Origin of the sequence: Candidatus Liberimonas magnetica (assembly GCA_020523885.1) — a bacterium.
GTDB classification, from domain to species: Bacteria; Elusimicrobiota; Endomicrobiia; order Endomicrobiales; family JAFGIL01; genus Liberimonas; species Liberimonas magnetica.
In genome coordinates this window covers 1-16,448 of sequence record JAJAPY010000020.1, presented here as the reverse complement: position 1 = coordinate 16,448, position 16,448 = coordinate 1, and the positions used below count along the sequence as shown (strand labels likewise).

General features: G+C 39.0%; 12 protein-coding genes. All 12 read left to right on the top strand.

Going from position 1 to position 16,448, the window contains the following annotated elements; genetic code table 11:
* The first annotated feature begins 1 nt into the window (after position 1).
* The 12 genes from LHV68_11930 to LHV68_11875 all read left to right on the top strand — a co-directional run bounded on the left by LHV68_11930 (position 2) and on the right by LHV68_11875 (position 16,164).
* Positions 2 to 259, top strand: coding sequence for a hypothetical protein (locus LHV68_11930; protein ID MCB4792578.1), 258 nt, complete (start codon positions 2 to 4; stop codon positions 257 to 259).
* On the top strand, positions 252 to 2,012 hold the full coding sequence (locus LHV68_11925; GenBank protein ID MCB4792577.1) for a penicillin-binding protein 2: 1,761 nt from the start codon (positions 252 to 254) through the stop codon (positions 2,010 to 2,012). Before LHV68_11930 ends, LHV68_11925 begins: the two co-directional genes overlap by 8 nt.
* A gap of 248 nt (positions 2,013 to 2,260) precedes the next feature.
* Positions 2,261 to 3,775 carry a UDP-N-acetylmuramoyl-L-alanyl-D-glutamate--2,6-diaminopimelate ligase gene (locus LHV68_11920; protein MCB4792576.1) on the top strand — a complete coding sequence of 505 codons (1,515 nt, stop codon included), beginning with the start codon at positions 2,261 to 2,263 and terminating at the stop codon, positions 3,773 to 3,775.
* Between the two features lie 119 nt (positions 3,776 to 3,894).
* Positions 3,895 to 5,217, top strand: a complete 1,323-nt coding sequence (locus LHV68_11915; protein MCB4792575.1) for a UDP-N-acetylmuramoyl-tripeptide--D-alanyl-D-alanine ligase — start codon at positions 3,895 to 3,897, stop codon at positions 5,215 to 5,217.
* A gap of 183 nt (positions 5,218 to 5,400) precedes the next feature.
* Positions 5,401 to 6,486 (top strand): phospho-N-acetylmuramoyl-pentapeptide-transferase, encoded by a 1,086-nt coding sequence (gene mraY, locus LHV68_11910; GenBank protein MCB4792574.1) that lies wholly within the window; start codon positions 5,401 to 5,403, stop codon positions 6,484 to 6,486.
* 53 nt (positions 6,487 to 6,539) lie between these two features.
* A complete protein-coding gene (gene murD, locus LHV68_11905; GenBank protein ID MCB4792573.1) occupies positions 6,540 to 7,898 on the top strand; it encodes a UDP-N-acetylmuramoyl-L-alanine--D-glutamate ligase in 1,359 nt (452 codons plus the stop codon).
* Positions 7,888 to 8,988: a putative lipid II flippase FtsW gene (ftsW, locus tag LHV68_11900; GenBank protein MCB4792572.1), complete on the top strand. Its 1,101-nt coding sequence runs from the start codon at positions 7,888 to 7,890 to the stop codon at positions 8,986 to 8,988. Before murD ends, ftsW begins: the two co-directional genes overlap by 11 nt.
* A gap of 98 nt (positions 8,989 to 9,086) precedes the next feature.
* Positions 9,087 to 10,163 carry an undecaprenyldiphospho-muramoylpentapeptide beta-N-acetylglucosaminyltransferase gene (murG, locus tag LHV68_11895; GenBank protein MCB4792571.1) on the top strand — a complete coding sequence of 359 codons (1,077 nt, stop codon included), beginning with the start codon at positions 9,087 to 9,089 and terminating at the stop codon, positions 10,161 to 10,163.
* 13 nt (positions 10,164 to 10,176) lie between these two features.
* The gene (gene surE / locus LHV68_11890; GenBank protein MCB4792570.1) at positions 10,177 to 10,920 is read left to right on the top strand and encodes a 5'/3'-nucleotidase SurE; all 744 of its coding nucleotides are present in this window, start codon (positions 10,177 to 10,179) and stop codon (positions 10,918 to 10,920) included.
* Between the two features lie 57 nt (positions 10,921 to 10,977).
* Positions 10,978 to 12,675, top strand: a complete 1,698-nt coding sequence (locus tag LHV68_11885; protein MCB4792569.1) for a carbamoyl transferase — start codon at positions 10,978 to 10,980, stop codon at positions 12,673 to 12,675.
* A complete protein-coding gene (locus LHV68_11880; GenBank protein MCB4792568.1) occupies positions 12,665 to 14,098 on the top strand; it encodes a B12-binding domain-containing radical SAM protein in 1,434 nt (477 codons plus the stop codon). The genes LHV68_11885 and LHV68_11880 overlap by 11 nt, the downstream gene beginning before the upstream one ends.
* Positions 14,099 to 14,154: 56 nt before the next feature.
* The gene (locus LHV68_11875) at positions 14,155 to 16,164 is read left to right on the top strand and encodes a glycosyltransferase family 39 protein (protein MCB4792567.1); all 2,010 of its coding nucleotides are present in this window, start codon (positions 14,155 to 14,157) and stop codon (positions 16,162 to 16,164) included.
* Positions 16,165 to 16,448: the final 284 nt, after the last annotated feature.

Here is a 16,448-nt window from a genome sequence, read left to right as displayed (position 1 = left end):
AATGATCAAATATCTTCAAATCCTGTTGGCTGTAACTTTAGTATTGTCTTTTTATCTCTGGCAGCAAACGGAAGCCATACGTTTGGGATATAAAGTAGACAATCTGAGCAAAGAATGTGAAAAATGGGAACAGCAAAATGATGTCCTGAAATTGAAGATAAATGAATATCTTTCTATGGAAAGATTAGATCAAATAGCAAAACAAAAAGGCTTAATACATCCCCAGGATAAGGATATAATCTATCTAGAAAATGATTAATTCAAAAAGGCTGATTTTATCAATATTTTTTATAATATTTTCTTTTGTAACGATAGGCGCACGCCTTTTTTTCATTCAGATATGGCACCATCAGGAAATAAATTCTAAGGTCGAAAAAACCATAACAAAGAACCGTCCTGAAAGTTCCTGCAGGGGTATGATATTTGATAAAAACGGCAAGATCCTTGCGATGAGCACGGCCTCATACACAATTTTTGCAGACGGCAAGCTAATAGATAATAGCGAAGAAGTAGTTAAAAGATTGAATAAGATAAATATAAAAGTGCCTAAAGATATTTTACTTTCTGATAGGAACAGGTCATACATACCTTTGGAAGAAAATCTAGATATTGAAACTATGAACCTTGTCAAATCATGGAAAATACCCGGTCTTGGTTTTGTACCTGCTTTTTCCAGAAAATACCCGGAAAAGGATATGGCTTGTTATCTGCTTGGAGTAGTGAGCAAGGAAGGAGCAGGGCTTGAAGGGATTGAATACTCCTGTGATTCTCATCTTTCCGGGAAAAAAATAAAAGACTTAAGGTATCGTGATGGCCAAGGAAGGGAAATACCGGATAAACTGACCGATATGGATGCTATTAGAGGTGCTAATGTTTATTTAACTATTGACAGGAACCTCCAGTTCATTGCCGAGCAGGAGCTGGAAGATGCTATGGCAAAGACAAGGTCCAAAGACGGGGTTATAATCATACAAGACCCAAATACGGGAGAAATACTTGCGCTTGCCTGCAGGCCGAATTATAAGCCGGAATCTTATTTTGGTTCAAAGAGTTTATGCAATCCTGCCATAAGCAATATTTTTGAGCCAGGTTCTACATTCAAGTTAATCACCGCTGCCGCAGCCCTCGAAGAAAAACTTATAAAGAGGAATGAAGTTATATGGTGTGAAAACGGCAAGTATGCTGTTTATGACCATATCATCAAAGACCATGAAAAACAGGGGCTGTTAAATTTTGATGAGGTAATAGAATATTCGTCAAATATCGGTGCAGCTAAGATAGGGCAGAGACTGGGGAAAAACATTCTCTATAAATATATAAGGCAGTTCGGTTTTAACAGCAAGACAGGCATAAACCTCCCGGGCGAGGTAAAAGGACTTTTAAAGGCTCCGAATGAATGGAGCGGCCTGTCTCTTCCCATAATTTCTTTCGGACAGGAAATAGGGGTAACAGCGCTGCAGATTATCAATGCGTATTCTGCGATAGCGAATAGCGGACTACTGCTTGAACCAGTCATAATAAAAAAGATAGTAAGCCCGGAAGGGGATGTCCTATACAGCCCGGACAAGAAAATAATAAGAAGGACGATATCTGAAAAGACAGCTAAAGAATTAAAAGAAATTCTTCTTAGTGTAGTAGAAAAAGGGACCGGCCAGCTCGCGAAGATACCGGGTTATAAAATTGGCGGAAAAACGGGCACAGCCCAAAAAAGGGACCCCCTGACAAAAAAATATTCTACAAAATTATATACTGCATCATTTTGCGGGATAGTCCCTGTAATAAACCCGAAATTAACGATACTTGTAATACTTGATGAACCTAAGACAGACTATTGGGCCTCTACTACGGCAGTCCCGGTTTTTCAGAAAGTATGTTCCCGTTCATTGCAGTATTTAAGGATTTTGCCTGAGAATGAAACTATGTTATTGGCTAATAACAAAAATATTCCCAATTATCCCGCCGCAAAGAAAACCTCCGACGTATGTCGGGGAATAAATGATGGCGGGATGTAACATTATTACATGCGACATGAAAACCTCCGACTTCTGTCGGAGGATGCCCGGCCTTCGTAGCCATAAAGGCTACTACGGCGGAGTAGGCAATGCAAAATGATGTAGTCCCTAAAGGGATTCCGTCAAATCAAATTAATGAAGTCACATTAGGCTGCGTTATTAAAGAAGCCTCCGGCTTCAGCCGGAGGAGCATCACTAAAGGAGCCTCCGGCTCCTGGCCAGAGGGGTTCCACAGGACGCGATAGCCAATGAAACTAAAAACTGTTTTGAATGGATTAGATTGCGAGGTTTTCGGAGATAAGAATATCAATATAACCGGTATAACGCATGATTCCAGAAAGATCAAACCGGGGAATATATTTGTGGCTCTATCCGGTTATCACGCAGACGGCAAGAGTTTTATAGGTAATGCCATAAATTCCGGAGCAAAGGTGGTAGTAACGGACGAATTTATTGACATAAAAAATGCAGCTCTGGTCGTGGTATCTGATATTAGGCGGGCCCTGGCATATTTAAGCAGTAATTTTTATTCCCATCCAGATAAGAAACTTCTGATGATAGGAGTTACGGGAACGAACGGAAAAACTACTATTACCTACTTATTGGAGAATATTTTAAATAAAGTCGGCATTTATGCCGGCGTAATAGGTACGGTGAATTACAGGTTCAGGCAGAGAACATACCCAACGCAAAATACAACTCCGGAATCCTCCGAAACCTTTAAGATCCTAAATGATATGGTAAAGAGCAAATGCGGTTCTGCAATAATGGAGGTTTCTTCGCATGCGCTTTATCTAGGACGCGTTAATTTTGTGGAATTTGATATAGCTCTATTTACTAACCTTACAAGAGATCATCTTGATTTTCACAAGACTATGGAAGATTACTTTGAAGCTAAAAAAAGATTGTTCCTGTCATTACAAAACGGCAGAAAAAGCTACTCTGCAAAACCGAAACGGACGGGTTCAAACACTTTAATTCCTAAATTTGCTATAATCAATATAGATGACCCGTGGGGCAAGAAACTTATAAGAGAGGTAAAAAACACCACTGTAATAACTTATGGCTTGTCGAAAAAAGCCGATATAAAAGCAAAGAGAGTAAAAATATCCAGCAAAGGCACGGAATTCTTTCTTGAAACCCCTGCCGGAAAAGGGAAAGTACATGTGGGTTATCTGGGTATGTACAATGTTTACAATGTGCTTGCGAGTGTCGGCGCAGCCCTGGGAATAGGCATCTCTTTAGAGAATATTATAAAGAATATCAAGGCATCTCCTTTTGTCCCGGGCAGGTTAGAGAAGGTAAGCCTTGGACAGTCTTATACCGTAGTTGTGGACTATGCACATACGGATGATGCCTTAAAGAATGTTCTGGCCGCTTTGCGCCAATTACCGCATAAAAGGCTCATAACTGTTTTTGGCTGCGGCGGGGACAGGGACAGGACAAAAAGGCCTGTGATGGGCGACATTGCTACAAGATTCAGCGATTATGTTTTTGTAACTTCAGATAACCCAAGAAGCGAAGACCCGTCCCAGATAGCTCTTGATATTGAAGTCGGTATCAGGCGTCATAACAGGAATAATTATCAAGTAGTCCTGGACAGGGAACAGGCTATATCGACAGCAGTGGCTATGGCACAGAAAGGCGATATAATACTTTTAGCCGGCAAAGGCCATGAAACATACCAGATACTTAAAGACCAAAAGATACATTTTAATGATGCTGAAATAGCAAAAAAATATATCTCAAAAGGCAAACTATAGTACATTCAAGATCGCAGTAGGTCGCGTTATTTAAGGAGCCTTCGGCTCCTACAGGAGGAGCTCCACTGGAGAATTTATCTTTATACCAGCTAATCGATGCAGTAAAAGGAGAATTCCTTCTGGGGGATCCGCATTCCCCGGTTGAATCTATAGCGACGGACACGCGCACTTTAAAAAAAGATGATTATTATTTTGCCATTAAAGGCAAAAATTATGACGGGCATGATTATTTAAAAGTAGCGATCGAAAAAGGAGCCAAGGGGCTTATTATTACAAGGAACGATGTTGACCTCGGTAAGCCTTTCCCGTACATACCCGCTATAATAAAAGTCTCCGATTCGGTCAAAGCGCTCGGTGATCTGGCGGGCTACTACAGGAGAAAGTTCAGCCTTGAGGTTGTAGCCATCACGGGCTCAAATGGGAAAACCACTGTAAAAGAAATGCTGGCTTCTATTTTAAGCAAAAAAGGGGCTACTTTAAAAAATGCAGGAAATTATAATAACCAGATCGGACTGCCTTTGACCTTGTTCAATCTAAGTTCAAAATATCTATATTCGGTTTTGGAGCTGGGGACATCTTGTTTCGGAGAAATCAAAAGGTTAAGCGAAATAGCTGCTCCCAAAGTCGGAGTGATTACAAATATAGGCCTTGCGCACCTTGAAGGTTTCAAAGACCTTGACGGAGTTTTAACGGAGAAGAAAAACCTGCTGGAAAGCCTGCCAAACGACGGATGGTCGGTAATAAACAAAGACGATCAGTACCTAAGCGGCCTGGATAAAACATTAAAGACGAATATTATGTTTTTTGGCTTGAACAAACCCGCAAACGTATATGCGACAAATTTAAAGCTATGGCCCGGCCATCCGAAATTTGACCTGCATATTAATGATAACTCCATAGCTATAGAGCTGCCTGTATTCGGTAAGTTCAATATTTACAACGCTTTAGCCGCAGCAGCTGCAGCAACAGTTCTTGGAGCGGAGATTGAATTAATAAAAGATGGGCTAGAAAACTATAGCATCCCAAAAATGAGGATGAATGTAAAGGATATGGTATCAGGTGTTACTATAGTCAATGACGCCTATAATGCAAACCCCTCTTCAATGAGAGAATCGATCGACAGCCTGGTCCAGTCTTTCCCGGACCGGGATAAGATAGTGGTTCTGGGAGATATGCTGGAGTTGGGGCAAGAAGCAAAGATGGAACATCATTCATTAGGTGAATTCCTTACTCATAAACCGTTGAACAGTATCTTATTATACGGCCCTTTGATGGAAAATGCTTTTTTAGCTATTGATACAAATAACGTAAAATATTTTAAGGAAAAAGATGAATTAACCCAGGAGCTTAAAAAGCATGTTTTGTCTCAAGATGTGATATTTTTTAAAGCTTCACGCGGAATGAAATTTGAAGAAATAATAAGCCAGGTATTTTCCGACTAGACTCAAGTTAGCCCGGCCTATGATGGCTAACAAATGAAAAATGAAAATTGCAAAATGCAAATTGAAAAATTGCGGTATCCCGATTTTGCGGGATAATTTAAATAAGCCCCGCTAATGCGGGACACCTAAATTTTGCATTTTTCATTTTGAATTCCCAATATATTTAATATAGGATAAATTAACTTGTTCTATCATCTTTTTTACCCGCTTCACTTATATTTCTCGCCCTTCAATCTATTCCAGTATATTACTTTCAGGGCAGCTATGGCTGCTTTGACGAGCCTGGTACTGGCCTTTGTCTTAGGTTCACATATAATAAAATACCTGAAACAATATAAGATCGGACAGGTGATAAGGAGTGACGGGCCTCAAACTCATCTGGCGAAATCAGGGACCCCCACGATGGGCGGCATTATTATTTTGCTTTCCATGATCATAGCTACTTTTTTATGGGCAAGGCTGGATAACCGTTTCATAGTAATTATCCTGTTTTCAATCGTTTGGCTCGGCCTGATCGGTTTTTTTGACGATTATCTGAAGCTCGTAAAGAAAAACCCCAAGGGATTAGAACCACAGATAAAATTTGTAGCCCAGTCCGTACTTGCCCTGGGTGTTTCAGTCTATTTATGGTTTTATCCGCCGCATCCGGATTACGCCTCAATTGTAAATATCCCTTATCTAAAAAATATTTTTGTAAACCTATACCTGGGGTATATCTTATTTTCTGCCCTTGTGATCGTGGCAAGTTCTAATGCGGTAAACCTAACAGACGGTTTGGATGGCTTGGCTATAGGTAATCTGATAATCGCAGCTTTTACAATGGCCCTTTTTGCTTATTTTTCCGGGCATTTAAAGATAGCATCCTATTTAAGGATAGTGCCCATACCCGGTGCCGGAGAATTAAGTGTATTCCTTGCAACTCTTGTGGGTGCTGGGCTTGGATTTTTATGGTTTAATACTTATCCTGCTCAGGTTTTTATGGGAGACACGGGAAGCCTGTTCCTGGGCGGAGCATTGGGTTTGACCGCTGTATTCATTAAGCAGGAGATAATACTTGCTATAATATCCGGAGTATTTGTCATTGAGGTCCTCTCCGTTATTCTGCAAGTCTATTCTTATCGCCATAGGGGGAAGAGAATATTTAAGATGTCCCCGATCCATCATCACTTTGAATTATCCGGCTGGGCAGAGCCAAAAGTTACGGTCAGGTTCTGGATACTCGGGATAATATTTGCTCTCATCTCTCTTGCTTCATTAAAGATCAGGTAAGTTGCTGAAAACCTGGCAACCCTTATTAAAAGCTTAACTGGTGAATCTGAAATATGAACAAAATAACTTTAAAAAACAAAAAAGTTGGGGTAATCGGGTTTGCCAAATCCGGGGTAGCAGCCGCAAATTTATTAAAGTCTTTGGGAGCAAAAGTTTTCATAAGCGAAGTAAACCAGAAACATGAATGTATAGACCGATTAGCTAACCTGAAAAAAGACATCGCTGTGGAGTTTGGCGGACATTCTGATAAGCTTCTGGATATGGACCTGATAATAAAAAGCCCGGGAGTGCATCCTGACATAGAGATATTGAAAAAAATTAATAAAAAGAATATACCTGTCTGGAGTGAGCTTGAACTCTCCTTGAATGTTGTAAAGCCGAAAAAAATCATAACTGTTACAGGCACGAACGGAAAAACAACTACTACAACGCTTCTCGGCGATATTTTTAAGAAGAGCGGGCAAAAGACAATCGTTGCTGGGAATATAGGCTCTCCGTTGGCTGACCACATAAATATAATAGATGGTAAAACAAATATAATCCTTGAGATTTCAAGCTACCAGCTTGAAGATTCTCTGAAATTCCATCCCGATATCTCTTGCATCTTAAACATAACCGAAGACCACCTTGAACATCACCATTCTATGGCCAATTACATAAAAGCCAAAGAAAAAATATTCCAAAGCCAGGTAAAGAACGATTATTGCATCTTGAATTATGACGATAAGATATGCAGGGTTCTTGCCAAAAAAGCACCTTCAAAAGTAATTTTCTTCTCAAGAAAAAAGGTGCTTAAACAGGGGGCCTATCTTTTAAAGGACAAAATGGTATTTGTCTTTGGTTCTAAAAGATTTGGAATGCCAGTGTGCCTTAATATACCGGGCCCCCATAATATCGAGAATGCCCTTGCTTGTATAGCAATAGCATGTATCGCAGGAATAAAATCTCAAGTCATAAAAAAAGTTATCTCGGGTTTTAAGGGAGTTGAACACAGGCTGGAATTTATAACCGAGATAAATGGTGCCAGTTACATTAACGATTCGAAATCTACCAATGTAGATTCAACAAAGGTCGCGCTGGAGTCTTTTAATAGGCCTATCTGGCTTATCATGGGTGGCAGGGACAAAGGTTTTCCGTACACCCCCCTACAAAGGCTTGTAAAAGAAAAAGTCAAAGGGATATTCCTTATAGGAGAATCCGCAGAAAAAATCAGACATGACCTTGAAGGTATTACCATGTTTTTTGATTCGCATACCCTCCTTGAGGCAGTAAAGGGAGCTGTAAAACATTCAAAACCCGGGGATATGGTGTTGTTGTCCCCTGCTTGCGCTTCTTTTGACCAGTTCAGGAATTTCGAAGATAGGGGCACCCAGTTCAAGTCATTCGTCAATAAAATTAAGAATGAAGGATAAAGCTTCATATAATTTTGATTATAGCCTGTTCATTATAACCTTGATACTAGTTATTTTGGGCATACTTATGGTTTTTTCTTCAAGCGTTATAATGGCAGACATAAGGTGGAAAGCCCCTTATCTTTTTGTCATTAAGCAGGCGGTATGGGCGGCGTTAGGCCTCATCGGTATGATGCTCTTTTCAAACTTCAATTACCATTACCTGCAAAAATATGTAAAAATATTGATGTTCATCACTTTAGCCGTATTAGTGGCTGTTTTGATAATCGGCACTGTAAAGGGCGGAGCAAAACGCTGGCTAAGGTTTGGATTCATAGGGTTTCAGCCGTCAGAGCTTGCCAAACTTGTTGTTGTAGTGGCGCTGGCCGATTATTTAGATAGAAAAAAAAGCCGTATAAAAGACTGGAGAGGGCTATGGCCGGCTTTCTTCATGATAGGTTTATTTTGCATCCCCATAGCCATGGAACCCGACCTCGGGACCCCGGTACTTATGGTAATAGTAAGCATGAATTTATTGCTTGTCGCGGGAGCGCGCTTCTGGCATATTTTAGTAACTGGATTAGCTTTTATTCCGTTCGGAGTCATAGAAGTGCTTAGAAAACCTTACCGTATTGAAAGAATGAAATCATTTTTTTCATCGTGGTATGATATAAATTCAGGGTCATACCAGCTATCACAATCAATTCTTGCTCTTGGCTCGGGCGGTTTTTTTGGAAAAGGGCTCGGCCAGGGACAGCTTAAAATGATGTACCTGCCTGAACCTCATACGGATTTTATATTTCCCATAATAGGGGAGGAGCTCGGATATGCGGGGGCGCTTTTTGTGATAGCTCTTTTTATCCTGTTTGCCTGGAGGGGCCTCGTGATAGCGAGAAACTCCAAAGACCTCTTCGGCGGTTTCCTTGCCGTAGGGATAACATTCATGGTGGTTTTCCAGGTAGCCATAAACCTGGGCGTGTCCTGCGGACTTCTTCCGACAAAAGGCCTGTCCCTCCCTTTCGTATCTTTCGGGGGTAGTTCTCTTATGATAAATTTAATTAGTGTCGGAATACTCCTTAATATTTCAAAAAAAATAAATTCTAAATCCTAAACTTAAAACACTAAATAAAATTAAAACTCAAAATATAAAGCTATAAATAAATATTTCGGATTTAGAATTTTAAATTTAGAGTTTTTTAAAGGGTTGTTATGGCACAAACGGAAACTATAATTATTGCCGCAGGAGGTACCGGTGGGCACATATACCCGGGCATAGCACTTGCAAGGGAATTAAAAAAAAGAAATATCAAGCCGATTTTTATTGTGCGCAGCAACGACCTGGGCTGCAAGATACTAGATGGGGAAAAACTTGAATATTTCCAGATACCTATAATAGGGTTATCAAGGTCTTTGTCTTTAAAGGTATTCAAATTTATTCTCTTATTTGTCATAAGTTTTATTAAATCGTTCATGGTGATGGTATCTGTTAAACCTAAAGCGGTAGTCGGTATGGGAGGGTATATTTCAGGGCCCGTGGTCCTGGCTGCATGGTTGAAAGGTATAAAGGTCGTTTTGCATGAATCCAATTTTATCCCGGGCCTTGCAAACAGGTTCCTGATGAATTTTGCTGATAAGATGGCGTTTGGATTTGAAGATACGAAAATACATTTTAAAGAAAAAAAAGCTTTTTTTACGGGAAACCCGGTACGGCTGGAAATATTCAACAAGAGAAGTGACGACGTTTACTCCAAATATAAATTATCCAAGGATAAATTCACTGTTTTGGTATTCGGAGGAAGCCAGGGGGCAAAAAACCTTAACAAAAACCTGGTCGACAGCCTGCATCTTATGTCTGAAGTGAAAGAAAACGTGCAATTTCTACACATTACCGGTACGAACTATGTGCCAGGAGTAAAGGAAGAATATGAAAAAAACGGCTTTGTTTCATGCGTGCTTCCATATCTTGAATCGATAGGCGAAGCATACCACATGGCAGACCTTATCATATGCCGTTCTGGGGCATCAACGGTAAGCGAGCTTGCTATCTTGAATAAACCCACTATATTCATCCCTTTCCCGTTCGCAACTGAAAACCATCAGGAATATAACGCAAAAGCCCTGGCGGATAAATTAAAAGCAGTCATGATAAGGGAAAAAGACCTGAAACCCGAAATGCTGGCGGCAGCAATAAAATTTCAATTAAAGTCTTCTTATAACCGCAAAGAAAGAATTTCCTTACCCTCGCCTTTGCCTCAGGAAAAGCTTGCAGATTTAGTCCTTAATTAGTAAAATCTCACCTATGGGCAAAACTATATTGATAACCAATGATGACGGCGTTAACGCCCCAGGTATAAAACCGCTTGTAAAACAGCTTTCCTTGATAGCAAGGGTAGTTGTTGTCGTGCCCGAATACGACCGCTCGGCTGTAAGCCATTCTATAACGCTAAATAAACCTCTTCATGTAAGGGGATTAAGAAAAGACTTCTATGCTACTGACGGTACGCCTGCTGACTGCGTTCGCTTTGGTATCATTTATATATTGAAAAAAAAGGCTGACCTTGTCATCTCAGGGATAAATTCAGGGCCTAACCTCGGACAGGATGTCATTTATTCGGGCACTGTTGCAGGTGCCCGGGAAGCAGCACTGCATGGTGTCCCTTCTTTCGCTGTTTCTGTCTCGGATTACCAGCAGCCTGATTATTCAACAGCTGCTAAGGTTTCCCTTAACCTTGCCATAAAGATATTCAAGAACCGTTTCCCTGAAGGGGCATACCTGAATGTAAACGTGCCCCGCAGTGCAAAAGGAGCGAAGATAGTTGAACTGGGAAAAAGGATATATGATGACGATATAGAGGAGAGGCGCGACCCGAGGGGAAGAAAATACTTCTGGCTTGCGGGTAAAAGCGTTTCAGGGCTCCTTCAGGCTGGAATGGATGTGACTACAGTCGACAATGGTTTTGTTTCCATAACACCCCTTCTTGTAACGCCTCCTACAAAATACCTATTCAAACTTTTCAGCAGTTGGATAAAAGATATAACTTGAATAAATTAGCAGGACGGAGCAAAAAAACGGCTTTGAAATCTAATCAGAGAATACTACATGAAAAAGGTTGAACGATCAGACGAAATATACATCTTAGGCATATCCAGTTTTATGCACGATTCTTCTGCATGTTTAATAAAGAACGGAAAGATCGTAGCTTTTGCGGAAGAAGAACGGTTCAATCGGGAAAAACATACCGATAAATTCCCGGAACATGCCATAAAATACTGTTTAAGCGAAGCAGGCATAAATTTTGAACAGGTGGCATACATCGGTTTTTTCTGGAAACCATGGAAGGGAATTGTCCAGAGAATCTGGAATTTAATAAAATCGTATAATTTTAATGACTCTCGTTTCGGGCTGTATGCAAGTTATTTTCTTGCTATGCTCTCGATACCTCTTAAGTTGAGGTGGAAATACGGTTTTAAGGGTAAATTCTTTTTTATAACTCATCATGAAACGCATATGACAGCGGCATATTATCTTTCCAGATACGATGATACAGCCATATTATCTGTTGACGGAACGGGTGAAATTGATACAGTAGTAAGTGCAGTTGTCGAGCAAAATGATTATAAGGTATTGTCCAGGTCAACTTTCCCGGATTCTCTGGGGCGTTTTTACGGGGCAATAACGGAGTTTCTCGGTTTTAGAATGAATGCTGACGAAGGCAAGGTAATGGGACTTTCAAGTTACGGCGAACCGGCATTCTATGACACATTAAAAAAACTTATATCCGTAAATAAAGACGGTGTCCTTAAAGTCAATACTGAGCATGTTAATTTCAATGCCACTAATCCTTTGTCTTGGGAATTTATGCAAGACTTGAATTGTAAACGAAACCAGGATGAATTGATAAATAAAGCGCATGAAAATCTTGCTGCGAGCGTGCAGAAAGTATTTGAGGAGACACTGCTTGACCTGATGAAGCATATTCGTAAAAATACCTCAACGAACAATCTTTGTTTAAACGGCGGAGTGTTTTTGAACTGTACGGCAAACAGCCGGATTATAAAGGAATCAGGGTTCAAAAACATCTTTATTTTCCCTATCCCTAATGATGCCGGCACTTCGATCGGCGCTGCCTACTATATATACCACAAGATATTAAAAAACAAAGACAGGCATAGTTTAGAACATGTCTATTTAGGCCCAAAATATTCTGATGATTCGATTGAAAAGATGCTCGTTCAATATAAATTGAAATACCTCAAAACAAGTGACCAGAGTAAAAAAATTGCCGGATACTTAGCTGCTAATAAAATAGTCGGCTGGTTCCAGGGCGCGATGGAAGGCGGCCCGAGGGCCCTGGGCAATAGAAGTATTTTAACTTCTCCTATAAACGGGAACATGAAAGATATCTTAAATGATAGAGTAAAACACCGTGAATTTTTCCGGCCTTTTGCCCCTGCCGTTCTTTATGAGAGAAAAGACGATTACTTTAAAATGGAAGGTATCGACTCACCCTATATGCTTTTCGCATTACCTGTAAAAGAAGAGTATAAAAGCAGGATACCTGCTGTTGTGCATGTTGACGGCACAGCACGGGTACAGACTGTCAAATACGAAGATAACCCTCTCTTCTATTCTCTCATAAAAGAATTCGCTGCGATTACAGGAGTCCATGTAATTCTAAATACATCATTCAATGTTAAAGGCGAACCGATAGTTTGTTCTCCGGAAGACGCGATAAAATGCTATTTATCAACGAATATCGATGTTTTATGCCTGGGGACTTATATCATTGAGAAATAAGATAATACTGATCATGCCGCGGACAGGCCCGTCCATAATTGAACCTCCTTTCGGCCTTTTATGCCTTTCAAAAAACCTAAAAAAGCAGAACTTTGAACCCATAATATGGGATTCAAGGTATGATAATTACAAGGACATCTTCGATAAATATAATAAAGATGATATCCTGGCTGTCGGTCTGTCGGTCATGACGGGCCCGCAGATATATCATGCGTTAAAGATAAGCAGATTTATCAAAAAACAATCAAGTATTCCAGTGATCTGGGGCGGGATACACCCTACTTTGCTTCCAGAACAAACATTGGATGAGCCAAGCATAGATTATATTGTCATGGGTTACGGCGAGATCGCTCTCCCATCCCTGTTGAATGCGGTTATGGAAAATAAGCTGCTAAATACCGTACCTAACGTAGCGTATAAAAAAAATGGAAATATAGTAGTAAATGCCAGGAATGACGAGGTTTACGATATTCCCCTGGTATATGACTGGGATGCGGCAGACCTGAACCGCTATCTGCAATCAAACTACAGATTTGGGAATAAAGTATTAAGTATGTTCACCAGTAACGGATGCCCGCATTGCTGTACCTTTTGTTATGGAAAAGAATTTCATTCAAAAAAATGGCGCGCTCAAAGTTATTCAGAGGTCCTGGAAGATATAGATAAATTAAAAATACGTTATGATTTTGATTCGGTATATTTTCATGATGACAATTTCTTTGTAGATAAAGAGCGTGCATTATCGATCGCACGGGGCATGAAAACACGGGGCATTCCTTTCGGATTAGCAATACGGGCTGATTATGCGGACGATGGTTTAATGCGCGATTTAAAGGATTGCGGCTGTGTGCAGGTAGATTGGGGCACTGAATCCGGTTCACAAAGGATACTGGATTATTATAAAAAAGGAATTTCTGTCCAAAACATTAAGGATACGGCTGCCTTAACAGCAAAATACGGTATCAGCGCGTATACTACTATCCTTATGGGCCATCCTGAGGAAACACTTGAAGAAATGATCATGACCATGGATCTGGTAGATGAAATGTTTAAAATAAACCCGTACCTGTCAATCTCCGACATAAAAATACTGACCCCATACCCCGGTTCGGAATTCTATTCTGAGGCAGTCCAAAAAGGATATGTCCTTCCTTCCAGTTTAATGGAATGGAGCAGGTCTTATTGGAATGCCACAAACCAGTTAGTAGTTAAAGATAAGGGATTTCTAAACATAATAACGATAGTATCTTTGCTGGCATTTTGTGATTGGAGGATAAAGAAAAAAAATCGTGTTTACAACTATATATTGGAACTATTACACAAGTTAAGTGTTCTCCGCTGGAGGAAACGATATTTTAAATATCCGTATGAAATATATCTTTGCAGGATTATGCTTAATATAACAAATAGATTTATATATTAGGAAACAGATTTTAAACGTAAACAAAATGTCCCCAGAATTTACAGGGTTTAAAAAATATGAAAGCTATTAAAATATTAATTGCAAGTTTGCTAAAAGAAAATAAGAAAATAGAATTAATCTATGTGCTCATCTTTATAGGAGTATTTATTGGGTATGCTGTCACTGGAAATCATGATAATAGTATGTATTATGTTATCTATTATTTGATTATCTTTTCCCTTATATATTCAAGTGTTTTCAGGCATGATTTTTTTTCAAACCTACTAAACTATAAAATTATCGCTATACTTACCATTGCCTTTCTTTTAAGATGTTACTTGTCATTGTTTAGCTTTGCACATATTAATTACCGCGGAACATTTTATTATTATGATATTTTTGAAGCAACAGTGGCCCATGGGGACGTACTTTATGGTTTTCCTTACAATATTTTCTGGAGCCCTTTTAAAATACTGGAATCGTTCGGGGCCATGACGTTTGAGAAATTGTTTATTGGGAATATGCTTCTAAATATTATTAGTCTCTATTTACTATATCTTATTTTAAAGCGGATACTGGAAAATAGCACAATTGTATATATTGGTTTAATTATTTTTGCTTTTTCTCCGATTCAGATACGCTATGCGGCGACTGAATCACACTGTAATCTAATTATTTTCCTGCACCTTTTACTCATCTATAGCAGTATTTTATGTCGGGAAGATAAAGAGAAAATATTGTTGCCAACATACTTTTTAGTACTTTCATTTCTTACTTTTGTAAGGCCAGAGCAGTTCCCTGTAGTAATTCCATTTACGCTTTATATATTAATTAACTCAAAAGCTGTTTCAAAGATAAAAATAACTTTGTATATTATCTGCTATTTGTTAATTGTTTTCTGGCCGTTTATATTGCCTTTCAAGGAAACTTTGCAAGAGTATCGTGGGCTTGTAAATATAGCACCTGAAAATAATTTGCTGAACAAATTGATAAATATAATGATGCCCTTTGCAAATAGCAATTACTCGTCCGGACATTTTGTTTTGCCTCTTTATTATTTATTTTTGGCTGGCGTGATAACCGGAATCATAAATAGGCCTACAAGGAATGTATCTGTAGGGTTGTTCATAATATATGTATTTTTTGTCGCAACAGTTCCTGTGGTGTACCCAGGATATTTTATAAATTATTATTATTCAAGTTATTTAGAGTATATACCGATTATATTTATCTGTATACTTATGCAGGCCGTTGAAAAGAGGTTGCTGAAAAGATATATGTTCGCAATCTTTTCAGTATTAATCGCAGGGATATCGTTGCTTCAATTGTTTTTAAATTATAATAAGATAATTAAGGCATATGATGAACAAATAGAGTATAAATTTATTAAGAATAACATAAAAGAATATGGCAGGGTAAATTTACTTAAATGGCCGATAGATTCAAAATTAGAGTCCATGAATGAATTATTTATTAATATTGAAACTTTTTCGGTTATAGAAGCGTTCAAAAAGATATACCCACTTTTACGTGATCCCGTTTATCCTTGGGAAGACAGTGATTGCGATATTTATTTCAGGCCCCTTTGTTATGGTTTCCCAGATTATGATAAGTATATTGAAAAGTATGGATTTATCCCATTGAACGTGAAAACATTTGATTTTGAAGAAAGATTTCCTTCTTATCCTGTTGGAGTGACAATGAAGATTGGTTTTTACAAAAGAGCTAAAAATATAGGTATGGAAAATGATAAAATATATGAAATTGTTTCTATGTGTCAAAGAGGTGATAAAAAGATTCTGATGCACTCAGAGATTCCCCATGATACAAGGCGTAGAAACGTTAGTTATTTAAAAGATCAGGTAGTGGATTCTAAAACATTAGAAAAATATGAAGCCCTGGTTTTGTTAAGAAGCAAAGGCGTGCAAATAATCCCGTTTCTAATTGACAGGATAATTACAGAAAATGGCGAAATGTGGTTTGAATATTACACAAGTGAAAAATACATAATTTGGTTAAAGTTAAACGCATTCCCGGATTTTAAAAAGCCGTTATACTATGCCCGCATAATAGATAATATAAATTGAGTTTTATCATTCATTATTTCTAATGGGAAAAGTGTAAACGGAAAAATAATATTTATAAACTTGCCCCAGATTTCATAAGAGTGAAGGATGGGCACTGCAAAGACCCGCTTTTGTCCAATAAAGCCCACCTGATAAAAGATATATTGGGACGCAAATAGAAACAGGTAATAGTTATATTAAGTATTGTATATTAATACATGCGGCATGAAATCCCACGACTCCTGTCTGAGGATGCCCGGCCTTCGTAGCCATAAAGGCTACTACGGCGGAGTAGGCAATGCAGA